Here is a 23207-nt window from a genome sequence, read left to right on the forward strand (position 1 = left end):
ATTCCCTTTAGAGTATAAAAAAAAATAAGTATCTAGATTTGACTATAATTACTGAAAACATCCATCTTTTGGTCAGAAGTCAGTGAATCATAATTGAAGTTAGCAACACCCGAACGTTAAATCAGTAAATAGTTATCAGGCGGATGGTAGGGGATTAAATCAGTTAGCAGTTTCCAGTGTTCACTGATAACTATGTGCTGGGGGCTTAAACCCAGCAACGAAAATGACAACTGATAACTAATAACTGTTAAAGGGGTTGCGCTGATTGTCGGTCAAGTTGAGAATAAATAGGCGAAGCAGACGGGGAACCTAACGTGAGTCAAGGATTTGATTACGATTTAGTTATTATCGGCGCTGGTGTAGGCGGGCATGGTGCAGCCTTACACGCCGTAAGTTGTGGTTTAAAAACAGCGATTATTGAAGCTGCTGATATGGGAGGAACCTGTGTTAATCGGGGTTGTATTCCTTCTAAAGCGCTGCTGGCGGCATCTGGACGGGTGCGGGAGTTACGCAATGCCCACCACCTCAAATCTCTAGGAATTCAAATTGGTAGCGTAGAATTCGATCGCCAAGCGATCGCTAATCATGCTAATAATCTCGTCTCAAAAATTCAAGGGGACTTAACCAACAGCCTGAAACGTCTAGGAGTCGATATCATCAGGGGTTGGGGAAAAATCGCTGGGGCGCAAAAAGTCTCTGTAACCGGAGACGGTGGCGAAAAAATCATCACAGCCAAAGACATCATCCTTTCTCCTGGTTCAATTCCTTTTGTACCTCCAGGGATTGAAGTAGATGGCAAAACTGTCTTTACCAGCGACCAAGGTGTAAAGTTAGAATCGTTACCAGACTGGGTAGCGATTATTGGTAGTGGTTACATCGGCTTGGAATTTTCTGATGTTTACTCAGCTTTGGGTTGTGAAATCACCTTGATTGAAGCTCTAGATCAGTTAATGCCAGGGTTTGACCGCGATATTGCCAAACTTGCCGAACGGGTGCTGATTACTTCCCGCGATATTGAAACGAAAGTGGGGATATACGCCAAAAAAGTTACCCCTGGTTCGCCAGTGGTAATTGAATTAGCAGACTTCAAAACCAAAGAAGATGTAGATGTCATCGAAGTAGATGCTTGCTTAGTGGCTACAGGACGCATCCCAGCGACCAAAAATCTTGGTTTGGAATCTGTGGGTATAGAACTCGATCGGCGGAATTTTATCCCAGTTGACGATCGCATGGCAGTGCTATCAGCAGGTGAAGTAGTACCAAATGTGTGGGCAATTGGCGATGGGAATGGGAAGATGATGTTAGCACATGCGGCTTCTGCTCAAGGCATTATTGCCGTAGAAAATATAGTTGGGAGGGAAAGAATAGTAGACTATCGCAGCATCCCCGCAGCAGCTTTTACCCACCCAGAAGTCAGCTATGTAGGTTTAACAGAAACCGCAGCGAAGGAATTAGGACAAACCGAAGGGTTTGAAATCGCCACAAGTCGGAGTTACTTCAAAGGGAATTCCAAAGCGTTGGCAGAAAATGAAGCCGACGGTATTGCCAAAGTGATATATCGCAAAGACACCGGAGAAGTCTTAGGCGTTCACATTTTCGGGCTGCACGCCTCAGACTTAATTCATGAAGCATCAGCTGCGATCGCAAACCGTCAATCTGTCCAAAGCCTCGCGCATCTAGTTCACGCCCACCCGACACTCTCCGAAGTCTTGGACGAAGCTTATAAACGAGCTATTTAGTCATTTGTCCTTGGTCATTTGTCCTTTGTCAAGAAACAAGGACAAATGACCATTCCCCATTCCCCATTCCCCAATTTATGCAAATCCGCCGTCGTTCCCCTAATCCAGCTATTGATGTATCGATATTACGTTATCAGGTAGCCGTGCCTGATTCAGCGCCAAACAATATTTTGGAAGAAATTGTCTGGCAGAAAGAAGTAGAATATGACCTGATGCGGGAAAAGGTTCCTTTGCAAGAATTGCGAAAGCAGGTACTCACCGCGCCACCAACCCGTGATTTTGTCGCCGCTTTGCGCCAAGGTAAGACAAAACCAGCATTGATTGCCGAAGTTAAAAAAGCTTCACCTAGCAAAGGCGTTTTCCGAGAAGATTTTGACCCAGTAGCGATCGCCCAATCTTATCAGCAGGGTGGTGCTACTTGTCTTTCAGTGCTAACCGATGTCAAGTTCTTTCAAGGTAGTTTTGACAACTTAGCCAAGGTTCGGGCTGCCGTAGATTTGCCCTTATTATGCAAAGAATTTATCATTTATGCTTACCAGATATACTTAGCGCGGATTCATGGTGCAGATGCTATTTTATTGATTGCGGCTATCCTGGGCGATCAAGATTTGAAATACTTCCTCAAAATTGCTAACAACCTGAAAATGGCAGCCTTGATTGAAGTCCATAGCTTGGCAGAACTTGACCGTGTGTTAGCCTTGGATGGGGTCTCCTTAGTAGGAATCAATAATCGCAATTTGGAAGATTTCTCTGTTGACCTGCAAACTACTTGCCAACTTTTAGCTACAAGGGGTAGCCAATTGCAGGAGAAAAACATCCTTGTTGTCAGCGAGTCAGGACTACACAAGCCAGATGATTTGAGCTTAGTGCTTACAGCAGGTGCATCTGCTGTACTCATTGGAGAATCTTTGGTAAAACAACCAGATCCCGGTGCTGCGATCGCGAGTATATTACCAAGGAATTTCTGAAAAAATACTTTCCCTGTACCTCTTAGTGCAGGGCAACTAATAGGGCATACTATGCGTAGACACGCAGCACTTTGCTGTCTACTATTATCGATATCTTTGCCAAATCTTCATCACTAATCAAATCAAAGCCATAAGCAACAAGTTATTTATTATGTAACAATTTTATTTACAAGAGATTAAATTTGACTAATACAAAATTCAAAATATGAAATCAAAATTGAACTTCATGGAGCAAATTCCTCTACCTTCACCTATTCACTACGAACTTATACTTCAATTGTTAGAAAGACAAACTATGTTAGCAGTAAATGATAATCCAGATTTACGACATCAGGTAAATCAACTAATTATTACTCTCCGTAAAGCTGCTGTGCAGCAAAAGCGGCTAGAAGAAATTTGCGAGTTTTCCTCAGTGTCTATCGATCACCGTTGGTCAATCAACCATCATAACGGTAGTAAAGTTGTTGCCCCCGATTGAAACTCATAACTTAATCTCCCAATCTCTATTTTGGCATCTTTGTTAAGTTCGCTTACTATTATCAGAAAATATCCCTGTGTATTGAAGGAGGCTAGTACCCCCAAAACTTTCGCCGCACTTGCTTGACTCAAATGCACAGTTGAGAAAAAGCTCATACTGATTTATAGAGAACCGTAGTTTAGATAAAATATCGATCAGATTCTCTCTCGAATTTGACGAAAGATGAAGTATAACAGCATTGATGAACTCTTCAGAAATAATCAGGCTTGGGTGGCGGAGAAGTTAGCTATAGATCCAAATTACTTTCAAGAATTATCTAAGGGACAAACACCACCTTTTCTATACATTGGATGTTCTGATAGTCGTTTACCATTAACAAACCTTACTCGTACAGAACCAGGTGAGTTGTTTGTACATCGTAATATAGCTAATCAAGTTTCTCTAACGGATATTAACTTTCTAGCCGTTTTAGAATACGCAATTTTACATCTTAGGGTGGAACACATTATCGTTTGTGGTCACTACGATTGCGGAGGAATTAAAGCGGCTTTAGAAGGGAGAACTATCGGAATTCTTGATAACTGGGTAAATCCAATTCGGGAACTGTATTTACAAAAACAAGAAGAAATTGATGTCTTGCCAACCAGAGAAGAACGTCTGAATCGTTTAGCAGAAATCAATGTAGTAGCACAAGTAAAAAATCTCTACCAAACTTCTATCATGCGTCAGGCACTTTATGAACGAAAAGCGCCTATGGTTCATGGTTGGGTACTGGATATACGCAGTGGGTTAATCAAAGATTTGAACGTCTCAACTTTGCAATGGCAATTACATATCTGCCCCTTGCTTCTAGAGTTTCGACTCTATGCAATGTTAAAAAATGAGAGCTAATTCAAGATTTAATACCACAGAAATTTATACTTTAGAGACATGGATTATCGTGTCTTTAAAGTTTTTATTTTAACTCAAATAAATAGTTGCTTTTTCGCGACGGAGTTATAAAAAATCCGTGTGCAGACATCCAATTTATCAGTACTTTCATAGAGGCAATTCATTAATTGCCTCCGTCGAGATTGTTACACCCAAGCTACTCGGACAAAAAATTATTTCTTAGAAATTATCCATACTGCGTGAATAATTCCAGGAATGTAACCGAAAAGCGTCAGAACTATATTAATCCAAAAGTCTATACCAAAACCTACTTGTAAAAAAACTCCCAAAGGTGGCAGGAAAATGGCACACAAAATCCGAACTAAATCCATTTAAACCTCCTATTGAACTCACCAAAAACAGCTTATTGGCGAAGTTATTCACCACTGTTCAAGCATATTTGTACCTTTCAAAGATAACATTCCCTTTCCCAATCTAGGTAACAGTTAAGATGCGGTAAACCGCACTCAATACTAGCCACCGCTAATTTTGGCTTTATAACCTAGCTTGGTCAAAATCTCGACAATTTTCTGCTTGTGTTCGCCCTGAATTTCAATTTCGTTATCTTTAAGTGTTCCACCTGTCCCGCACTGGCTTTTCAACTGCTTCACCAAATCGGACAAAGTTTCTGGTTTGGCTTGAAAACCACTAATCACTGTGACAGTTTTACCTTTGCGTCCTTTGCGAGAAGCCTGTACTTTAAGATTTTGTTGTTGTGGGGGCAGTTCTGGAATTGGTCTTTCTGTGGCGGCAGAGTTGTCGTTACCAAACTCGCGGTAGACAAAGCTTTTGTCAGAAGATTTAGAATTGGAAGAAGACATAATAATGTTTGTTAAGAAAAATTTCAGAGCAGTGGAAACTTCTACGCAACCATTCTGCTGGAATATCAATTTCTAGGCTAACATTACAAATCCATTGCGAGGGGTTGGAAATTGGGCATTGGGCAAAAGAGTGCTGAGTTAAGAGTTATTCTCCGCCATCTCCCTTGTCTCCCTTGTCTCCCCAGATATGCCTTAGACTTTTCTATAATAATTAAGTCATTCCCGTCATTGAAAACAGCCCGTGACTACCACTCCCCTCTCTCCAAGTTCAACTGCTCAGGTTCCCGATTCGCTAGGTCGCTTTGGACGCTTTGGCGGTAAATATGTACCTGAAACGCTGATGCCCGCCCTTGCTGAATTAGAAACAGCTTATCAGCAATACCGCAATGACCCTGGTTTTCAAGCAGAATTACAGCAGTTGTTACGGGACTATGTGGGACGCGCCACACCATTGTATTTCGCTGAACGCCTGACTGCTCATTATGCCCGACCCGATCGCACCGGGCCACAAATTTACTTAAAGCGCGAAGATTTAAATCATACTGGCGCTCACAAAATCAATAATGCCCTTGGTCAGGTATTATTGGCGAAACGCATGGGTAAGCAACGGATTATTGCCGAAACTGGTGCTGGACAACATGGAGTTGCTACAGCCACAGTTTGCGCTCGTTTCGGGCTGGAATGCGTAATTTACATGGGTGTTCATGATATGGAACGCCAATCTTTAAATGTCTTCAGAATGCGGTTAATGGGGGCAGAAGTGCGTCCGGTGGAAGCGGGAACTGGAACTCTGAAGGATGCAACTTCTGAAGCAATCCGCGATTGGGTGACAAATGTAGAAACAACTCACTACATCCTGGGTTCAGTAGCAGGGCCCCATCCTTACCCAATGATGGTACGTGATTTCCATGCAGTGATTGGCCAAGAAACTCGCGCCCAAGCAATGGAAAAGTGGGGCACACTGCCTGATATTCTCTTGGCTTGTGTTGGTGGTGGTTCTAATGCGATGGGACTATTCTATGAATTTATTAATGAGTCTTCTATCCGGTTCATTGGAATTGAAGCAGCCGGAGAAGGTGTTAATACCGAAAAACACGCAGCGACATTGACAAAAGGGCGAATTGGTGTATTACACGGAGCAATGAGCTATCTATTACAAGATGAAGATGGGCAAATCATTGAGGCGCACTCAATTAGTGCGGGGTTAGATTATCCCGGTGTGGGGCCAGAACATAGCTATTTGAAAGACACTGGTCGCGCTGAATACTATAGTGTGACGGATGCAGAGGCTTTAGAAGCATTCCAGCGATTATCAAAATTGGAAGGGATTATCCCGGCATTAGAAACAGCCCATGCGATCGCATATCTCGAAACCCTATGTCCCCAACTAAGCGGTAGTCCCCGAATTGTAATTAACTGCTCTGGACGCGGTGATAAAGATGTACAAACGGTAGCCAAGTTATTAGATCCAGCGTAAATCTACGTAAAATATTTGGGAAGAAGCTAATGATGGATCAACAATTCCAACACGCTATGCTGCCACAACCCACTCATGACGAGTTGGCACGCCAAAACTTTGTGCAAAGTCTAAAAAGACACATTTTCAGGAATATTTCTCCTGGGAATAAGGTAGTTTATGAAAAAGTAGCCAAGCCAAAGTTTGAACAAGAACATCAGCGTTCTCCCCAAAATCGTCATGAAATTCGGGAAGTAATGCAGCATGAACCCTACTACCGATGGACTAGCGCCCTTAAGCGCATCAACCAAGAAATATTATGGGATGCTGTAAATACCAGCGTTGACAGACAACTGCCAGAGTTGATTGAGCGTGGCAAAGATCGGGGTAGTGAACTGGGTACTTTAACCCTCGACCCAAATTTTCAAATACCTACTCATCAAAAGGCTGTAGACATTCACTGTATGCCTGGAGGATATCATAGTGAATTCACTGCTAACGATTTAGCTGCCGGCGCAACCTACGATCGCGGCGCTTACGTTTATGGTATGGGTTGGTTGGGGCCGCTAAATAATGATATGGGGCTATCTATAGTCCAAAACTACCTTATACCAGAGTATCCAGACTTTCAACCGAGAAAAATTCTTGATATGGGATGTTCTATTGGTAATAGCACATTACCCTACGTAGATGCTTACCCAGAGGCAGAAATTCATGCCATAGATATAGGCGCACCTATGCTACGTTATGCTCATGCAAGAGCCGAAGCTTTGGGCAAACGGGTACACTTCTCACAGCAAAATGCCGAACATACTAACTTCCCAGATGAATCATTTGATTTAGTGGTTTCTCACATTTTGCTGCATGAAATTCCCCCGCCAGTTGTCCGTAAAGTTATGCAAGAATCTTATCGTCTACTGGCTCCCGGCGGAATCATGCTGCATCTGGAAGCACCCTTGTATCGTCACATGGATGTGTATGCACAGTTCACGTTTGATTGGGAAACCGCTAACAACAACGAACCCTTTTGGAGTGCTGTACGCGATCTAGATTTGGTGACGCTAGCTACTGAGGCTGGTTTTTCAGCAGATAAGGTATTCGAGAAGTTTGTCCCCAATGGGGCATGGAAAGCAAAAGTAACTAATGGGATTCTTCAAAATGGTAACTCAGGCAGCCAAGGTACTTGGTTTGTGGTTGCAGCAACTAAGTAATTCGTAATTCTCGCCTCCGGCGAGAAGCAAGCTATGTAATTCGTTATTGATATAGCGGTTTTCATTTATGTGAGGTATACCCGTAGGGGCAATTCATGAATTGCCCCTACACCTTACGAGATGATGTCGTACCACATCTGAATGAGAACCGCTATAAGTCAGATTTTATCTGGGTTTACTTTTTTTGAGTGTGTCGTCTTAATTTTGGGAGAATTGGTATTAGGATGGCAAAAATAGCCAAGGGTAAACGACCTGTTTACTTAGAAAATCCGCAAATCGATAAATTGTTAGCGATAGTCATGGCTTTGACTGGTGAAGTCTCTGTGCTACATGAGCGTCTAGACACCATTGAAAGATTGCTAGAGGTTAAAGGTATTTTATCACCTACTGAGATCGAAGCTTACGAACCTGATGCAAAAGTAACTCAGGAGCGAGAACAGTGGCGTGCAGAATATATTGCGCGGGTGTTGCGCGTGATACAGGAAGACTTAGAAACCCTCAAGCAAAGTTAGTTGCATAGAGGCTTTAGTGGAGAAATTTCTGCCATTCAAACGGCAAAAATCATCCTAACGGTAGAGGGAAATTTTTCGTAAACTGTAAATTCTATTCGTAATATTGTAAATTTCAAAGTTTTGTGGTAGTTTTTGAGCAAAAAACGACATAAACAGAAGTATATAGACCTATAAGCCATTTGTCACATTGACATTAGTTTGGTTAGATTGTCTGGAAGTTTACTTTCAGCAAATGATAAAAACAACAATCTACGCTATTGCTTTAGGTACTATTGTTCTCAGTAGCGGAGCGATCGCTACTCCTGTAACAAATTCAACTTCTACACCAGTGTCTTCATCTCTATCAAGTGATGCTTTCAAAATAGCAGCATCTACTATTGACACTACTGCTTTAGAACAATCGGTTTTCACCCAAATTAATAACTACAGAACTTCCCAAGGGCTACCAAAGCTGACTCGTAATATTGCCATCGATAATCAAGCCAGGATTCACAGTCAGGACATGGCTAGTGGTAAAGTTCCCTTTGGACATACAGGATTTTTAGATCGGATTAACGCAATCGGTATTCCCTACAGAGCAGCTGGTGAAAATGTTGCCTACAATCAAGGATATAGCGATCCTGCTACCATAGCTGTGCAAGGCTGGCTCAAAAGTCCAGGGCATTTAGCCAATATCAGAGGCAATTATGAGAAGACAGGGATTGGTGTCGCTACCAATAGTAGAGGCGCAATCTACTTCACACAGATTTTTCTTCGCTGATAGATTTAGCAAAATTTAGATTTTTTTCTCAAATTCTCCAGACTTCAGTCAGTGAATCAAACAGAATTCAGGAGTCAGGAGCAAAGCCGAAGACGCTGCGCCTCCACTTCTGAATTTTTCTTCAAAAAGCTTTTGTTAGATGTTGAATAGTGTAGTTTTAATAACATTTATCTATTGGATAGTACATGATTTTTTAGTAATTCGTGAAAATCTTAAATTATCAGCAAAAATAACCGTGATTTCATGAAGCCGAACTCTTAAAATATTGATAATTGGAAATGATTGTTTGTACTTCCGATAAAGGATGATAGGCAAATTGCCAAAATTCATCAATCCTTAATAGTATCGTGGTATATATCGTCGGAACAATAAGATAGAGTAGAAGTCTTATATCTCTACACATTACGCAATTCTCCATGTTCCGACAAACTGCTTTTGGCATCGCTTTAAGTGCGCTTGTCCTTGCTAGTGGATTAACGACTGTTCCGATACCAAATCATCCTTCTACGAATACATCCACCCGTAATAAGCTGTTGTCGTTTTTTTCCAGTCAGGTTGCAATATCGACTCCTACTTTTAAAACTACTGAGCTAGAAAAATCAGTCTTTGAGCAAATTAATCGATATCGGGCTTCTAAGGGACTGCCAAAGTTGACCCTAAATGCAAATATTACTCGACAGGCAAGAATTCATAGTCAGAATATGGCTAAGGGTAAAACCCCGTTTAGCCATCATGGATTTGAAGGGCGAGTCAAAGCTATCCCTCTTCGCTACAACAGTGCGGCGGAAAATGTTGCTTTTAATCGGGGATATAGCAACCCTGTAGAGGAAGCTGTTACTGGTTGGATCAATAGTCCTGGACATCTAAAGAATCTGAAAGGAAATTACAACCTCACTGGAATTGGTGTTGCTACTAATAATCAAGGCGAAGTGTACCTAACACAAATCTTTTTTCGCACTAGGTAGATTTAATTTCTGGTTTTTTGCACAATAATGTAGTGTCTGACAAAACTTTTATCTGCTGGACACTGCTATTATTTTTGAACAATTCATGACATTACAAGATTTTCAGGTAAGCGATCGCGATCTCAGTGACGCAGCCCTTGGTGAGTATTTAGAATCAACGGCGATCGCAGTTGATACAGAAACGATGGGATTATTGCCGCAGCGCGATCGCTTGTGTCTCGTCCAGCTATGCAACCCAGAAGGGAAAGTCACTGCAATCCGCATAGCTAAAGGACAAGCCCAGTCCCCAAATTTAAAAAAACTTTTGGAAGCGGCCAATGTCGTCAAAGTGTTTCACTTTGCTCGCTTTGACCTTGCCACTTTACGGGCTAATCTAGGGATTCAGGTTGAGCCTGTTTTTTGCACCAAAATAGCCAGTAAGTTAGCGCGTACTTACACAAATCGCCACGGACTCAAAGATGTGGTGCAAGAGTTAGAAAAAGTGGAACTGGATAAAAGCTCTCAAAGTTCTGATTGGGGTAACACCGCTAGTCTGTCTGAAGCTCAACTGAGTTATGCTGCCAATGATGTGCGCTACCTACTGAGTGTGCAACAGAAGCTAACAGAAATGCTCAAACGAGAAGAGCGTTGGCAAATTGCTCAAGAATGTTTTGAATTTCTACCAACAATAGTCTCGTTGGATTTGTTGCAATTTAAAGATTTGTTTGAACATTGAGCAACCTGTAAAGCTGCTTTGAAATGGGCATTTGACAAAACAGTTCCTCTTTTGAGATGGTTCTCGGTGCTGAGTAAAGAAGTGAGATTCCCTACTCAGCCTAATTTTCTAAGTTATTTTTGACCTAAGAACCAACGTTGGAATCATCTCTGTCTGTGGAATTTTTAGATTCATTAATGCCTTCTTTGAGTTTGCTAGCTCCCTCTTGAATACCTTCTTTCAGGTTACTAGCTCCTTCTTGAATACCTTCTTTCAGGTTATTAGCTCCTTTTTTAATGGCTTCCGTCGGGCTAGTGCCTCCCTTTTGCTGATTGTCTTGGTGGTTTTTTAGCCGATCTACAATATTGTAGTCATCTGCACCTGGGGGAGTTTTTGATTCAACAATACCTTCGGTTGGGCCACCGATCGCCTTCCATGCAGCAAGACCACCAATGAGTTGCGAAACATGCTTAAATCCATTAGAACGCAGTTGTTGTGCGGCTTGGGTAGTTTCTTCTTCATTAGCGCCATAAACGTAAATATCACGGCTTTGATCTAAAGAAGGTACTGCACGCTGTACTAATTCATCTATTGGCATGGGCATCGCTCCCATGATGTGACCTTCGTTGAAGGTGTTGCGATCGCGTACATCGAGAATTGTAAAAGCTGGTTCGCCCCATTCTAGACGAGTCTTCAAGATATGAACATCTGATTGTGCTTGTATTGGTGGCTGTGGCGGAATAATGCCGCCTACTAAATTGTTAGCCATAATTATTCCTTGCTGACGATATTAATAGCAATTTAACGGACTCAACATATTAAATTGCTCTTTCTCTGGGATGAATATCGCCGAACTCTCTCCTGAGATATACTGTCTAATTAAAATCTTCTTGACTATTTATTCCATTATAAATAGAACTAAACTAGACTATTGGAAGGTATTTTTTCTATTAATTTAATTAGCGAAATTTAAAATTTATATTTTTGATGTTTAATGATTCAATTTTCGTTCAGTCGGGGCAAAATCTTAATTATGTTCTCTCTCCCTTGCTTCTTTTTCAATATCTGCGATCGCTAACAATAATGTGTCTTCAATCTGTTGCCGTACTATAGGATTGAAATCAACAGCCCTATTCAGGCAATCTACCAGCAATTTATTCACATCATAATATTTTTGGAGCAATTCTTTTTGCTGTTCGTTAAACTGCCAGTCATAACCAATATGGCGATATTTAATTAGTATATCTCTTAATTGTTCGCCCCAGGCTTTACCCTCAGCTTGCCACCATTCCCTAAATATTTCTGGATTACTGTCTATTTTTGGTAACTCTTTTTTCAGCTTTTGCAGCAATTTTTTCAACTTAAAATCGACAACAACATCAACAGCTTTATCAAAGGCAATAACAAGGGCGTGAGCATGATCGAGTGCATCGTTGATGGTATGCTCAAAGGCGAAGTCAAGCTCATGAACGCAAGCAATAGTACTGAATAGAAACTCATCCAGTATAAGGTCAGGATCAAAGGCGATGTTACCAACAAGAGCGCACTCAAGGTCATAACCAGAAGTATAGACAAAAGTACGATGCCGATTGCGAGAGCTTCGCTCAACCGAAACGAGATAAAAGGCACGAACACCTGCTGCTTTGTAGCGGGTAGAGACTGAACTAGATTTGTGATGCAGCCAGGTTAAAAAGTTCTGTATTCTCTCGTCATCAGCCAATAGTAAATCAATTTTTTGTTTCATTAACTGTAGTAATTCATTCGCATTGGGCAACAGACTAACAGTTAATAAAAATACCTGTCGCCAGCGTTTTTCAGTTATGTGACTGACAAGATTATTCCAATCATAGTTCAGGTAACTTTCAACAATTTTTCGAGCCGTGAAATATTCTTGAAACGCCCGATGAGAAAAAGAATAAATTCCTAGTGCCCTTTCCACTAATAACCCATTTTCTACCTGAATTGCTTTTAGCACTAATTCCCGATCTAAGTGCAATTGATTGCCAGGAAAATTAATGTTTTGTAATCTTTGTAGATAGTCAGAAATAAATTGGAGAATTTTTTCTTGTTCAAAAAAGTATTTTTCTTGTTCAAAAGTGACGGTAGCAAGTTGAAAAAGCAGTTGTTTCTTACTTGCTGAATTGAAATTATTGGCAATGCCATCGCGTTGAATTCCTCTGATTTCATCCCATCTGAACAGCAGAATATTTAGTGCTTGCTCATATAACTTTGCTGGATTTAAGGGAAGTTCATTTTTTACTTGAAACACCAAGCAAATCCAATGTAGTAGTAGTGGATTTTCTGTCAACTCTCGGATATGCTGATTTTCTGGTAGATGTAGCTGATTAATAAATAAATTTCCTCTGGCTTCACCATCTTCCCTAGCATTCTGAGCAACTGCAACAAACCAATTTTTGGCAAAAAATTCTACTTGCTCTTGGTCAAAATCTGCCAACTCAACTTCAGTAAATCCTTGAAATCTATATTTTTGGGCAGCAATCCGACAGCTAATAACGAACTGATTTTTATAAAAAATTTGGGTAAATTTCCGAATTTCAGTTGTGACTTTATCTGCTTTTTCTGCTGGTATTTCATCTAATCCATCTAGCAAAATTAGCAGTCTTCCCTCATTCAGCAGAGTTTTAGTTGATTCATTTTCAACACCACAACTAAGAAATTCTTGGCTAATGTAGTTTATGAGATTGAATTCGCTATCATTCTTAACATCTTCAGCAAATTCTTTCATCCTAATAAAAGTTGCGATCCGGTTTAGCTGAAATTTGCCTTTATTACACTCAATCGCTAGATATTGTAAAAATGTAGTTTTACCTGACCCTGGTTTACCCAGCACCATCAGTTTTGAGTGGTGCAATACTGCTTCCAACCCTGGCAATCTTCTCTGATGCTTGTATGCTCTGAGTTGATTAAAGTCTGATTCAGGTTGGAAGTCTTTCAACAGGTCAGAAATTTCTCGCCATCGTCGGCTGGTTATCTCCTCCAAGACATTAGTAGTAGTATAAATATTCATCAGTTGGACTATCTGGGCAATGTCCAACATTTGCAGAGTGTTGCACTGCTCTTGGATTTTCTCTTGGCGCTTTTGACGCACTTCTTGTACTAATGTATTCAGGTCAGCACCTTTTATTTGCGCCTTAGTTGTTGCCTCAAATGCCACATTTTCAGGCAAGCCAGCAACTTTTTGCCAAGACAACCCTAGCTGTTGGCAAATTTGCACAAAACAAGAGCGGGAAACCGATTCACCTGCAAAAAATTTGGAAACTGGTTGACGTGTAATGCCTAAAGCTATTGCTAATTTATGCTGACTCCAAGTTTTGTCTGTTAAAGCTGTTTTTGCTGCCCTAATACCTTCTGGTGATGCTCTCAGTCCTTGGCTTGTCATAGTTTCAGGCTGAAACTTGTAGTATAGTATATGCTAATGAGGGTAGCTATATGTAAATACATGCTGAGTAAATTTTCGTAGTCCTTCTTCAGGAGCAGACACCCCTTGTTAAAGGATGGTTGAGTAGGTAGAGTTGAGAATCTAGATTAGCTTATAGCTTGCTTTTTAAGCTTTTTATAGATAACTAATTAATCAGGAAGTGCGTTGTTTTACAACTTTGTAACAACTGCTGTGGTGTCTGGTGTGTCTATCAAAACTATTTGTGGTTGTAGAAATGTTCTTCAATTACACTTATTCTTAAGTATAAAAGTCAAAAAATATACACAATGAATTCAAAGTTATACGAAAATCATACAATAATTATACATTCTCTCAGCATTACAACGGCTGAAGTTTTTATAAACTTCATGGAAAATTAATTGTGTACAAGTACTACAGTAGCGATCGGACTCAGCTAAGACGCGCGTGAATCCACTCTCAACAGAAACACGTAAAGCAAAACTGGGACAACAGCGAATCGCCCAATCTACAATAGGCAGCACTTATGGTTATGATTACCGCTACTACTCCTAAAATTTTGATTGTTGATGACGACTTCGGCGTGAGAAATCTCGTCCATCGTTTTTTGAGTCGGAAATATCAAATAGAGGCGGCAGCAGATGGTAAGACTGCTTTATCGATGTTTGAGCAATTCAATCCAGCTTTAGTAATTCTGGATTGGAATTTGCCGGATGTTACTGGTTATAGCCTCTGTCAAGAAATGCAGAGTCGTACTAATGTTTTAGTGCTGATACTAACTAGTAGGACTGATGAGGCTGATAAAATTAAAATTCTGAGTGCAGGTGCTGATGATTTCATGACTAAACCATTTAGTCTTGCAGAAGTAGAAGTTAGAATAGAAGCTCTTTTGAGGCGGATACGCTACATCAACCCTTCACCAACACAACGGATCATTTTCAAGCATCTAGTAATTAACCCAGAGGGTCGGGAGGTAACACTTAATGATAAGCCTCTCGCTTTAACAGCGCTAGAATTTAATATTTTACATTTTTTGGCGAGTCATCCCAATCAGGCTTGGAGTCGCCCACAGTTAATCCAAAAAATTTGGGGTTGCGACTACATCGGAGATGGCCGGGTGGTTGATGTGCATATTGGTCAACTTCGCAAGAAGATGGAAGTCGATCCTAGCGTACCAGAGTTTATTAAAACTGTGCGGGGCTATGGTTATAAGTTTGAAGCACCCGACGAAAATACCACTTCCTAAGCTTTCGGACTTTTAAGAGTAGTAAGTAGTCAGACTACTTATTTAAGGGAGGTTTGGCGATGGGGAACAGCTAGCCAGCTTTTGATTAACCAACTCAGCCGCTAAATGTATCGCTGCTTTCATACTCGTAGCATCAGCAATTCCCTTACCCGCGATATCAAAAGCTGTTCCATGATCGGGTGAAGTCCGAACGAAAGGAAGACCTATAGAAGTATTAACTGCCCGATCAAATGCCATCAGTTTCACAGGAATTAAGCCTTGGTCGTGATAAAGTGCTAAGTAAGCATCAGCAGGATTTTGTACTAAAGAATTTCCATACCAAGCTTGACCAGGTTTAACCCACATTGTATCTGGCGGTATCGGCCCATCTAGCTGTAATTGTGGTCTATTTTGCCGCTCTTGCTCCAACCAGGGAATTAACCAATCTTGTTCTTCATGTCCAAGTTGTCCCAGTTCGCCACTGTGGGGATTCAAACCTGCGATCGCAATTCTCCCTCTATAAATACCAAAATCTTTCTCCAAACACTCCACCAGCAAATCCAGTTTTTGTGTCAATAACTGCGGTGTCAATGTATCAGCTACTTGACGAAGAGGGATATGTGTGGTAGCTAATATTGCACGGAGTGTCCAATTAGTATGGGGCGATCGCGCTACAAATAACATCCCAAAACGGTCAACACCTGACTTTTCTGCCAAAAGTTCCGTTTGCCCTGGGTAATTATATCCTGCGGCTTTCCAAGCAGATTTAGCGATGGGCCCCGTGACTATCCCATCAAATTTACCAGCGAGTGTTTGTGCGATCGCATATTCCATATAGGCAAAACTCGCCGCACCACTAGCAGCATTACCTATTCCTGGGATAATTTCAGCTTTAATTTCCCCATCCAAAGGCACATCGCAGACTGACAACTCTTCTGGATTTGCCAAAGGTGGTAAATTCCCAGTTAAATTCAGTTTGTAATAAGTCTGTGCCAGCAAATCGCAGTTACCCACAACTGTTACGTTATATTTTTTCCTAATTTCTGGCTCTACTAAAGCTTTTAAAATCACTTCTGGCCCAATCCCAGCAGGATCTCCCAGCGTCAGCGCCAAACGTGGACGATTATCTTGGCGAAAATTCACTAAATTACCTTGATTATTTTGATACATTAAGATTTCTTCATAAGAATTATCATCAAAATTTCCCCATTTCCTCCCCCCTAGAGTAGGGATTACACCCCAAACAGTAGGGATTACTTGCTAAATCTAGTTTAAAATTATTTACACAGGTCTAATCCTATAGCAACTATTGAAAAGCTTCTGCTAGACCTAGTTTACACACACTAATTTGCATAAGGAGAATCACACCAATGGGCGGCGAAATTTTGAATGCAGCTATATTGTCCTTCGGTTTAATCTTTGTGGGCTGGGGCTTAGGCGCATTATTACTAAAAATTCAAGGCACAGAAGAATAATTAAGTGCTGAGTTAGGAGTTAGAGACGCGATTAATCGCGTCTGTACAGGAGTTAGGAGTTAGTAATTATTCCCCCTCATCTCTCCTACTCCCTTCTTCATCGAAAAGTTCTGTTGCCCCAAGCCGACATTCATACTTTTCGCTAACTGGGAAAAAGCTTGTCCGTTTACCGGACAGCAATTTTCCCATAAGTTTTTCCATAAAAAACGATTTTCTGAGAAAAGATGTAAACTTTTGTTTGCATAGGTTATTCTGATAACATTCTTTTCATAAAACATTAAAATTTATTACAAACCTCATGACATTATTAATCGTCGGTGCCACTGGCACCTTAGGAAGACAAGTGGCTCGTCGTGCAATCGATGAGGGGTATAAAGTACGCTGCCTCGTGCGGAGTAGTAAAAAAGCAGCTTTTCTCAAAGAATGGGGTGCGGAACTCGTACCAGGAAATTTGCGTTACCCTGATACCCTAGCGGATGCATTAAAAGGTGTAACTCAAGTTATTGATGCGTCAACATCTCGCCCTACAGATTCACTGAGTATCAAACAGGTGGACTGGGAGGGTAAAGTAGCATTAATTCAAGCAGCAAAAGCAGCAGGTGTAGAGCGTTTCATATTCTTTTCGATTTTAGATGCTGATAAATATCCAGAAGTGCCGCTAATGGAAATCAAGCGATGTACAGAATTATTCTTAGCTGAATCAGGCTTGAATTATACCATCTTGCGGCTAGCTGGGTTTATGCAAGGGTTAATCGGTCAGTATGGGATTCCCATTTTGGAAGCACAGCCAGTTTGGGTAACAGGTAATTCTTCTCCCATTGCCTACATGGATACTCAGGACATTGCGAAGTTTGCAATCCGTGCATTGAGTGTGCCTGAAACAGAAAATCAGGCTTTTCCTGTAGTTGGGACTCGTGCATGGAGTGCAGAAGAAATTATAAATCTATGTGAACGCTTATCAGGAAAAGATGCCAGGGTAACGCGGATGCCAATAAACTTATTGCGTGCCGTGCGGGGCTTAATGCGATCATTTCAGTGGGGATGGAACGTAGCTGACAGGCTAGCGTTTACAGAAGTATTGGCTAGTGGTAAACAGCTAAATGCTTCAATGGATGAAGTATACACAGTTTTTGGCTTAGATGCCCAACAGACCACAACCCTAGAAAGCTATCTCCAAGAGTACTTCAGCCGAATTATGAAGAAGCTCAAAGAGGTAGACTACCAGAAAAATAAGAATAAAAAGCAGAAACCTAAAAAAACTCCTTTTAAACAGTCTTCAAAAGCCAATAGTCAATAGTCATTACAAAACAGACATTAGTCATAAAATTCTACACTCTGGATATTTGATTCCAGATTAATGACTACATGACCAAAAATGTGTAAGGATTACATAATACAGAGCATCGCCTAAACTTGGATATTTGAGTGTGCCGAAAGCAGGCATTATCTACAATGACGTTAAACCGATAGCGGGTCGTGTCGCTATTGAGTTGAAAGACAAGCTAACCGCAGCCGGTTGGGATGTGTGTATCACATCAAGTATCGGTGGAATATTGGGCTACTCTAATCCAGATAGTCCTGTATGCCACACCCCCATTGATGGTCTAACGCCCCCTGGTTTTGACTCAGATATGGAGTTTGCAGTGGTGTTAGGGGGAGACGGCACTGTTTTAGCAGCGTCTCGTCAGGTAGCCCCCTGTGGTATTCCACTGTTAACAGTGAATACCGGTCACATGGGATTTTTGACAGAAACTTTCCTGAATCAATTACCCCAAGCGCTAGAACAGGCGATGACGGGTGAGTATGAAATTGAAGAAAGAGCCATGCTCACCGTCAAAGTATTTCGGGGAGATGCAGTACTGTGGGAAGCTCTCTGCTTGAATGAAATGGTTCTGCATCGAGAACCTTTGACCTCTATGTGCCATTTTGAAATTGCCATAGGTCGTCATGCACCAGTAGATATTGCGGCAGATGGTGTGATTGTTTCTACACCTACTGGTTCTACAGCTTACTCATTGAGTGCTGGTGGCCCAGTTGTTACGCCAGGCGTACCTGTTTTACAGCTAGTACCTATTTGTCCCCATTCTCTAGCTTCTAGAGCATTGGTATTTCCAGATACTGAATCGGTCAACATCTACCCAGTCAACATTCCTCGGCTGGTGATGGTGGTAGATGGTAATGGGGGGTGCTATGTCTTACCAGAAGATAGAGTATATATGGAGCGATCGCAATATAGTGTCCGATTTATTCGCTTACAACCACCTGAGTTTTTCCGAATTTTGCGAGAAAAATTAGGTTGGGGTCTACCACATATTGCCAAACCAACATCGGTAGAATTGCCGTAGGCATTGGGCATTGGACATTGGGCATTGTTAAAGAGGTGAGTGAGCAAACAGAAAATTTTTCTCCTTTGTTTCTCTTACCCCATTCCCAATCCCCAATGCCCAATTTGCTAGTTTCCTTCCAGAATTACTGGTAGCGAGATGGTATTTGGAGGGAGTTATTAAGATTGCATCGGAGAATTGGATTGCTGATGCCTGAACGTGCTAAAAGATTCTTAAAAGCGTGTCAAATCAGGATTGCTCCGTAACTAAAAACTAGTAATTGCACTTTATAACTGATGTAAAGATTTTCTCTGGAATATCTTTAACAATCCCAAATCCAATATCCGAAATTGTTATGACAGCTGCTCCAAGTCCCTGTGTTTTGGTGATTGAAACCGATGAGAGCCTAGCAAATCAGCTTGCTTGCGATTTACAAGAAGCCGGCTATGAATCAATATTGGCTCATGATGCGACCAGTGGCTTACAACACTGTCGCGATCGCCAACCTGCTTTAATTGTTTTAGACCGAATGCTAGCAGGAGAATCAGGACTCTCATTGTGCAAAAATCTGAGAAGCACTGGTATGCGATCGCCTGTGTTGATTTTAATGGCAAGGGATACCGTTGACGATCGGGTAGCTTGTCTAGAAGCAGGGGCGGATGATTACATCCTCAAGCCTTACCGCTCAGAAGACTTTTTGAAGTTAATTCGCCTCTACTTAAAACCCGATGTAGATACCACTGAGCAATTGCGCTTTGGAGATCTAATTTTAGACATCGCAACTCGCCGTGCTATCCACGGGGGACGGGCAATTGACTTGACAATGAAGGAATTTGAACTATTAAAATTCTTAATGGAACATCCTCGCGAAGTGTTAACCCGCGAACAAATTTTAGAAAATGTCTGGGGTTATGACTTTCTGGGTGAGTCGAATGTCATTGAAGTATATATCCGCTATTTGCGTCTCAAAATCGAAGATGAAGGTCAAAAGCGCCTTATTCAGACAGTGCGCGGCGTAGGGTACGTTTTAAGAGAATCCTAGTACACGTAGCGGAAATTTGTCTCCCATTAACAAGGGGATTTTGCCCATTGCCTCGCGATTGAGGTTGAAAACTGCTGTATATTACAGAACCAATGAAATTCGTGAGTTTTCTGGCTTAAATTCTGTAAAATTGAAGTCTAAATTACAAAATCAAAAAGAATTATGACTTGTCGGCTAAGTTTGCTCTCGATATTATTCAGTATCTTTCTAATGGGTTGTTCTGTACCAACAACAGCTAAACCTCCAACCCCCACGTCTGCTTCTCAAGCTCCAGCAAAAGAGAGTTTAGGTCAAACACTACCAATTTCTGCTAAAGCTATTGTTCCTAATGGCACAACGATTCAGCTAGAAGTGGCGAATACACCACAACAGCAAGAGATGGGATTGATGTATCGAGCAGCCTTGCCAGATAACCGAGGGATGCTATTTAAATTCTCTTCTCCACAATCAATTCGTTTCTGGATGAAGAATGTACCTGTAGCCTTGGATATGGTATTTCTACGTAAAGGTGTAGTTAAATATATTCAAGCTGCTGCCCCTCCTTGTGCAAGTGAGCCTTGTCCTACTTATGGCCCCAATACACCAATCGACAAGGTAATTGAACTTCGTTCTGGAAGAGCCGCCGAATTGAAGTTGAAAGTCGGCGATATTGTCAAAATTGAGTCTTGAAACTTCAGTACTTTGTAGATATGGGGATAAAGATTTAGATAGTTGCTCTGTTCAGAGTCTATACTACCTAAGTATGTGTTTTTTTTGTAAAAAATGTCACGTATTATGGTAAAAAGTCATCTGTAACGCTACTATTTAAAAATTGTGGTGATAATGTAAAATTCTACTTGTCTCCAAGCTGAAACTACGGTTTTCAGGTTTGGTTGCAAAAATGTACCTTTGGGTGTAAGTGCAAATAGTCGCCAATAAGAGAGTATAGGCTATGGAATCTTTGTTACTACTTATGTAATTAAATAAAGCACAAAGGTAAACAAGATGGAGCCAATGGAATTCAGTAAAAATGCCGCTTGAAAATCGAGCAGATAGTTTGTAAGAAAATTTCTATTTCTCAGACCCTTTATAAAAAGCCTGTTTTAAAGGCAGATCGAAAAAACTGTGTTGGGGTCTATGGTCGATAACAGCGCAGTGACAGATAAAATACTGGCTACTTGCTACCGAGCAATTGTGAACTAATATATGACAATACATTCTGCACAAGGAGGTGAGATAGAAATGTCACCATCAAAATATTCTCGAATGATTGATTTTTTGCAAGAAGATTTGGCAATTTCCACAGCATCACTAGCGGTTGCACTCCGTCATCGGGAGCAAGACCCAGGCCCTTTGGCAATGATTCTTTGGCAGTATGGGTTAATTACCTTAGAGCAGTTAGAACAAATTTATGATTGGCTGGAGACAGCATAGATAATGCCGATTTTAGATTTGAGATTAAAAGTCTTTACCAAAAGGCTATTACTGGAATCTTAAACAATACTATTTATGCAAACTTGGGATCGTACTAAGTTACCAAAGTTATTCTTGTTTGGTGTTAAAGATGCAGCACGACTGTCTCCAAAGCAGAAAATAATACTATCTAGGGCAACTTGGTATGATTTAGGAGAATTAAAACAAGGTAAGATTAACTCTAACTTAGACAAAGGTTGATATAGGAATCATATTTGATTTCTGATTCTGAAAAAACTCAGTGCAACTTATAAAGGCTTCTTCCCTACTCTCCACTCCCTACCTACGCAGATAATTTCATAAATCAAATCGGATTGCTATATATTTTATATAACAAATCAAAAGAGCGAGTTAAATTATCAACTCGCTCTTTTGATTTAGTGCTGAGTAATTAGGACTGACTAAACACTCTAACTGCTGCTGCTATACCAGATCCGGGGGTAAAATCTTCGTAGCCAAGTTCTGTCAAGGTAACTTCTAAAGATGCTATACAGCTAAGGATATCGCGATCGCTCACAAAGCCCAAGTGACCAATACGGAAAATCTTATTACTCAAATGGTCTTGACCACCTGCTAGGGCAATATCAAAGCGTTTTTTCATCAATGACCGAATCTTATCCGATTCAATTCCCTGTGGTGCTACAGCCGTAATCGCCGGACTAGCGGAACTATCTGCTGCAAACAGAGGTAAATTCAACCCTTGAATGGCGGCGCGGGTAGCATTTTTCAGCCGTTCGTGTCGAGCAAATATTGACTCCAATCCTTCCTCTTTCATAATTCGCAACGTGGTATGCAGCGCTACGATCAAATTCACAGGCGGAGTAAAGGGAGTTGTATTTTTGGCTGTAGCTTTGCGATATTTACCTAAGTCCAAATAATATTTCGGTAGCTTCGCAGTTTTGTAAGCTTCCCAAGCTTTGGGACTGACAGAGACAAAACCCAATCCCGGCGGAATCATATAACCTTTTTGGGAACCGGAGGCGACGATATCTAAACCCCAAGCATCCACTGGTAAATTGAACGCACCTAAGCTAGTCACCGCATCAACGATAATTAAAGCTTCTCCGTGTTCTTTAACGTGGCGGTTGATGGTTTCTAAATCATTCAACACACCCGTTGAGGTTTCGCTGTGGGTGATGATTACGGCTTTAATTTGCTTTTGGGCATCTGCTTGGAGTTTTTCGGCGAATACTGCGGGGTCTAAGGGTTTTCCCCATTCCACCTTCACTTCTTCTACATTCAAACCGTAGGCTTGGCCAACTTCTACCCAGCGTTCGCCAAATTTACCATTAGAACCAACTAAAATGCGATCGCCAGGAGAGAGAAAATTAATTATTCCAGCTTCTACAGCACCAGTACCACTGACATTCAGTGTCAGCACATCATTTTGAGTTTGGTGTAGCCACTTGAGGTTTTCTGTCACCTCTGCCAATATATTGCTAAATTCACTGGTACGGTGTCCAATCGGATGCTTGGCTAATGCCAGTAAAGCAGCTTCTGGCACCGGGGTTGGGCCTGGAATCATTAGCATCAGCTTATCGTTCATGTGTCTATCCTAAAAGTCAAATAAAAGTCAAAATTGTGGACAGTTGGTTTAGTCTGCTAGCAAATTCTAGATATTTATCTAAGAAATTACACTCAGATCGTCACCACTCTTGTTGTATATTTTCCAAATCCATAGGAAAAGTATCGTGGGAGTTAATTAACGGTCAGCTTGACCTATGCAATTTATATGAG

Annotated in this window: 23 protein-coding genes and 1 pseudogene; 18 read left to right on the top strand and 6 right to left on the bottom strand. The window is 41.1% G+C overall.

Features of this window, described 5'->3' with window-relative positions; genetic code table 11:
• The first annotated feature begins 314 nt into the window (after positions 1-314).
• The 4 genes from lpdA to GTQ43_RS10715 all read left to right on the top strand — a co-directional run bounded on the left by lpdA (position 315) and on the right by GTQ43_RS10715 (position 4076).
• Complete coding sequence (gene lpdA / locus GTQ43_RS10700; RefSeq protein WP_265272586.1) at positions 315-1739, top strand: dihydrolipoyl dehydrogenase; 1425 nt, start codon at positions 315-317, stop codon at positions 1737-1739.
• Positions 1740-1816: 77 nt separating this feature from the next.
• The gene (gene trpC, locus GTQ43_RS10705) at positions 1817-2707 is read left to right on the top strand and encodes an indole-3-glycerol phosphate synthase TrpC (protein WP_265272587.1); all 891 of its coding nucleotides are present in this window, start codon (positions 1817-1819) and stop codon (positions 2705-2707) included.
• Positions 2708-2933: 226 nt separating this feature from the next.
• A complete protein-coding gene (locus tag GTQ43_RS10710) occupies positions 2934-3185 on the top strand; it encodes a DUF5340 domain-containing protein (protein ID WP_265273732.1) in 252 nt (83 codons plus the stop codon).
• A gap of 222 nt (positions 3186-3407) precedes the next feature.
• Positions 3408-4076 carry a carbonic anhydrase gene (locus GTQ43_RS10715; RefSeq protein WP_265272588.1) on the top strand — a complete coding sequence of 223 codons (669 nt, stop codon included), beginning with the start codon at positions 3408-3410 and terminating at the stop codon, positions 4074-4076.
• A 212-nt stretch (positions 4077-4288) separates the two neighbouring features.
• On the opposite strand, the gene GTQ43_RS10720 is transcribed toward GTQ43_RS10715, so the two are convergent.
• Both GTQ43_RS10720 and GTQ43_RS10725 read right to left on the bottom strand, forming a co-directional pair.
• Positions 4289-4447: a YqaE/Pmp3 family membrane protein gene (locus GTQ43_RS10720; RefSeq protein WP_265272589.1), complete on the bottom strand. Its 159-nt coding sequence runs from the start codon at positions 4445-4447 to the stop codon at positions 4289-4291.
• 141 nt (positions 4448-4588) lie between these two features.
• Positions 4589-4936: a translation initiation factor gene (locus tag GTQ43_RS10725; protein ID WP_265272590.1), complete on the bottom strand. Its 348-nt coding sequence runs from the start codon at positions 4934-4936 to the stop codon at positions 4589-4591.
• Positions 4937-5177: 241 nt separating this feature from the next.
• On the opposite strand from GTQ43_RS10725, the gene trpB reads away from it, so the two are divergent.
• The 6 genes from trpB (at position 5178) to GTQ43_RS10755 (ending at position 10555) form a co-directional block, all read left to right on the top strand.
• Entirely contained in the window at positions 5178-6413 is a 1236-nt protein-coding gene (gene trpB, locus GTQ43_RS10730) for a tryptophan synthase subunit beta (RefSeq protein WP_265272591.1), read from the top strand.
• 29 nt (positions 6414-6442) lie between these two features.
• Entirely contained in the window at positions 6443-7603 is a 1161-nt protein-coding gene (locus GTQ43_RS10735) for a class I SAM-dependent methyltransferase (RefSeq protein ID WP_265272592.1), read from the top strand.
• Positions 7604-7827: 224 nt separating this feature from the next.
• Positions 7828-8115 (top strand): hypothetical protein, encoded by a 288-nt coding sequence (locus GTQ43_RS10740; RefSeq protein WP_265272593.1) that lies wholly within the window; start codon positions 7828-7830, stop codon positions 8113-8115.
• 232 nt (positions 8116-8347) lie between these two features.
• Complete coding sequence (locus tag GTQ43_RS10745; RefSeq protein ID WP_265272594.1) at positions 8348-8875, top strand: CAP domain-containing protein; 528 nt, start codon at positions 8348-8350, stop codon at positions 8873-8875.
• Between the two features lie 416 nt (positions 8876-9291).
• Complete coding sequence (locus tag GTQ43_RS10750) at positions 9292-9840, top strand: CAP domain-containing protein (RefSeq protein WP_265272595.1); 549 nt, start codon at positions 9292-9294, stop codon at positions 9838-9840.
• An 85-nt stretch (positions 9841-9925) separates the two neighbouring features.
• A complete protein-coding gene (locus tag GTQ43_RS10755) occupies positions 9926-10555 on the top strand; it encodes a ribonuclease H-like domain-containing protein (protein WP_265272596.1) in 630 nt (209 codons plus the stop codon).
• Between the two features lie 301 nt (positions 10556-10856).
• On the opposite strand, the pseudogene GTQ43_RS10760 reads toward GTQ43_RS10755, so the two are convergent.
• Both GTQ43_RS10760 and GTQ43_RS10765 read right to left on the bottom strand, forming a co-directional pair.
• Positions 10857-11303, bottom strand: a pseudogene (locus GTQ43_RS10760) (rhodanese-like domain-containing protein); the annotation flags it as partial.
• 258 nt (positions 11304-11561) lie between these two features.
• Entirely contained in the window at positions 11562-13934 is a 2373-nt protein-coding gene (locus GTQ43_RS10765; RefSeq protein WP_265272597.1) for an NACHT domain-containing protein, read from the bottom strand.
• Between the two features lie 544 nt (positions 13935-14478).
• Here GTQ43_RS10765 and GTQ43_RS10770 point away from each other — a divergent pair.
• Entirely contained in the window at positions 14479-15198 is a 720-nt protein-coding gene (locus GTQ43_RS10770; protein ID WP_265272598.1) for a response regulator transcription factor, read from the top strand.
• A gap of 42 nt (positions 15199-15240) precedes the next feature.
• Here the strand turns inward: GTQ43_RS10770 and pdxA are convergent, their stop codons facing one another.
• Positions 15241-16347 (bottom strand): 4-hydroxythreonine-4-phosphate dehydrogenase PdxA, encoded by a 1107-nt coding sequence (gene pdxA / locus GTQ43_RS10775; protein ID WP_265272599.1) that lies wholly within the window; start codon positions 16345-16347, stop codon positions 15241-15243.
• Between the two features lie 200 nt (positions 16348-16547).
• On the opposite strand from pdxA, the gene GTQ43_RS10780 reads away from it, so the two are divergent.
• The 7 genes from GTQ43_RS10780 to GTQ43_RS10810 all read left to right on the top strand — a co-directional run bounded on the left by GTQ43_RS10780 (position 16548) and on the right by GTQ43_RS10810 (position 21671).
• Positions 16548-16652, top strand: a complete 105-nt coding sequence (locus GTQ43_RS10780) for a PetM family cytochrome b6-f complex subunit 7 (RefSeq protein WP_190727441.1) — start codon at positions 16548-16550, stop codon at positions 16650-16652.
• 298 nt (positions 16653-16950) lie between these two features.
• The gene (locus tag GTQ43_RS10785) at positions 16951-17949 is read left to right on the top strand and encodes an SDR family oxidoreductase (RefSeq protein ID WP_265272600.1); all 999 of its coding nucleotides are present in this window, start codon (positions 16951-16953) and stop codon (positions 17947-17949) included.
• A 130-nt stretch (positions 17950-18079) separates the two neighbouring features.
• Complete coding sequence (locus GTQ43_RS10790) at positions 18080-18997, top strand: NAD(+) kinase (RefSeq protein ID WP_265272601.1); 918 nt, start codon at positions 18080-18082, stop codon at positions 18995-18997.
• 334 nt (positions 18998-19331) lie between these two features.
• The gene (gene nblR, locus GTQ43_RS10795; protein ID WP_265272602.1) at positions 19332-20018 is read left to right on the top strand and encodes a response regulator transcription factor NblR; all 687 of its coding nucleotides are present in this window, start codon (positions 19332-19334) and stop codon (positions 20016-20018) included.
• 162 nt (positions 20019-20180) lie between these two features.
• On the top strand, positions 20181-20687 hold the full coding sequence (locus GTQ43_RS10800) for a DUF192 domain-containing protein (protein ID WP_265272603.1): 507 nt from the start codon (positions 20181-20183) through the stop codon (positions 20685-20687).
• A gap of 516 nt (positions 20688-21203) precedes the next feature.
• Entirely contained in the window at positions 21204-21431 is a 228-nt protein-coding gene (locus GTQ43_RS10805) for a DUF2949 domain-containing protein (RefSeq protein ID WP_265272604.1), read from the top strand.
• A gap of 75 nt (positions 21432-21506) precedes the next feature.
• Entirely contained in the window at positions 21507-21671 is a 165-nt protein-coding gene (locus GTQ43_RS10810) for a hypothetical protein (protein WP_265272605.1), read from the top strand.
• Between the two features lie 190 nt (positions 21672-21861).
• On the opposite strand, the gene GTQ43_RS10815 is transcribed toward GTQ43_RS10810, so the two are convergent.
• The gene (locus tag GTQ43_RS10815; protein ID WP_265272606.1) at positions 21862-23016 is read right to left on the bottom strand and encodes a pyridoxal-phosphate-dependent aminotransferase family protein; all 1155 of its coding nucleotides are present in this window, start codon (positions 23014-23016) and stop codon (positions 21862-21864) included.
• Positions 23017-23207: the final 191 nt, after the last annotated feature.

This window comes from Nostoc sp. KVJ3 (assembly GCF_026127265.1).
Taxonomy (GTDB): Bacteria; Cyanobacteriota; Cyanobacteriia; order Cyanobacteriales; family Nostocaceae; genus Nostoc.

Excerpts from the sequence above, each read along its gene's own strand:
- trpC (WP_265272587.1), top strand. The coding sequence starts at position 1,817 with ATGCAAATCCGCCGTCGTTCCCCTAATCCAGCTATTGATGTATCGATA.
- GTQ43_RS10710 (WP_265273732.1), top strand. The coding sequence starts at position 2,934 with ATGGAGCAAATTCCTCTACCTTCACCTATTCACTACGAACTTATACTT.
- GTQ43_RS10715 (WP_265272588.1), top strand. The coding sequence starts at position 3,408 with ATGAAGTATAACAGCATTGATGAACTCTTCAGAAATAATCAGGCTTGG.
- GTQ43_RS10720 (WP_265272589.1), bottom strand. The coding sequence starts at position 4,447 with ATGGATTTAGTTCGGATTTTGTGTGCCATTTTCCTGCCACCTTTGGGA.
- GTQ43_RS10725 (WP_265272590.1), bottom strand. The coding sequence starts at position 4,936 with ATGTCTTCTTCCAATTCTAAATCTTCTGACAAAAGCTTTGTCTACCGC.
- GTQ43_RS10735 (WP_265272592.1), top strand. The coding sequence starts at position 6,443 with ATGATGGATCAACAATTCCAACACGCTATGCTGCCACAACCCACTCAT.
- GTQ43_RS10740 (WP_265272593.1), top strand. The coding sequence starts at position 7,828 with ATGGCAAAAATAGCCAAGGGTAAACGACCTGTTTACTTAGAAAATCCG.
- GTQ43_RS10745 (WP_265272594.1), top strand. The coding sequence starts at position 8,348 with ATGATAAAAACAACAATCTACGCTATTGCTTTAGGTACTATTGTTCTC.
- GTQ43_RS10750 (WP_265272595.1), top strand. The coding sequence starts at position 9,292 with ATGTTCCGACAAACTGCTTTTGGCATCGCTTTAAGTGCGCTTGTCCTT.
- GTQ43_RS10755 (WP_265272596.1), top strand. The coding sequence starts at position 9,926 with ATGACATTACAAGATTTTCAGGTAAGCGATCGCGATCTCAGTGACGCA.
- GTQ43_RS10765 (WP_265272597.1), bottom strand. The coding sequence starts at position 13,934 with ATGACAAGCCAAGGACTGAGAGCATCACCAGAAGGTATTAGGGCAGCA.
- GTQ43_RS10770 (WP_265272598.1), top strand. The coding sequence starts at position 14,479 with ATGGTTATGATTACCGCTACTACTCCTAAAATTTTGATTGTTGATGAC.
- pdxA (WP_265272599.1), bottom strand. The coding sequence starts at position 16,347 with ATGTATCAAAATAATCAAGGTAATTTAGTGAATTTTCGCCAAGATAAT.
- GTQ43_RS10780 (WP_190727441.1), top strand. The coding sequence starts at position 16,548 with ATGGGCGGCGAAATTTTGAATGCAGCTATATTGTCCTTCGGTTTAATC.
- GTQ43_RS10785 (WP_265272600.1), top strand. The coding sequence starts at position 16,951 with ATGACATTATTAATCGTCGGTGCCACTGGCACCTTAGGAAGACAAGTG.
- nblR (WP_265272602.1), top strand. The coding sequence starts at position 19,332 with ATGACAGCTGCTCCAAGTCCCTGTGTTTTGGTGATTGAAACCGATGAG.
- GTQ43_RS10800 (WP_265272603.1), top strand. The coding sequence starts at position 20,181 with ATGACTTGTCGGCTAAGTTTGCTCTCGATATTATTCAGTATCTTTCTA.
- GTQ43_RS10805 (WP_265272604.1), top strand. The coding sequence starts at position 21,204 with ATGACAATACATTCTGCACAAGGAGGTGAGATAGAAATGTCACCATCA.
- GTQ43_RS10810 (WP_265272605.1), top strand. The coding sequence starts at position 21,507 with ATGCAAACTTGGGATCGTACTAAGTTACCAAAGTTATTCTTGTTTGGT.
- GTQ43_RS10815 (WP_265272606.1), bottom strand. The coding sequence starts at position 23,016 with ATGAACGATAAGCTGATGCTAATGATTCCAGGCCCAACCCCGGTGCCA.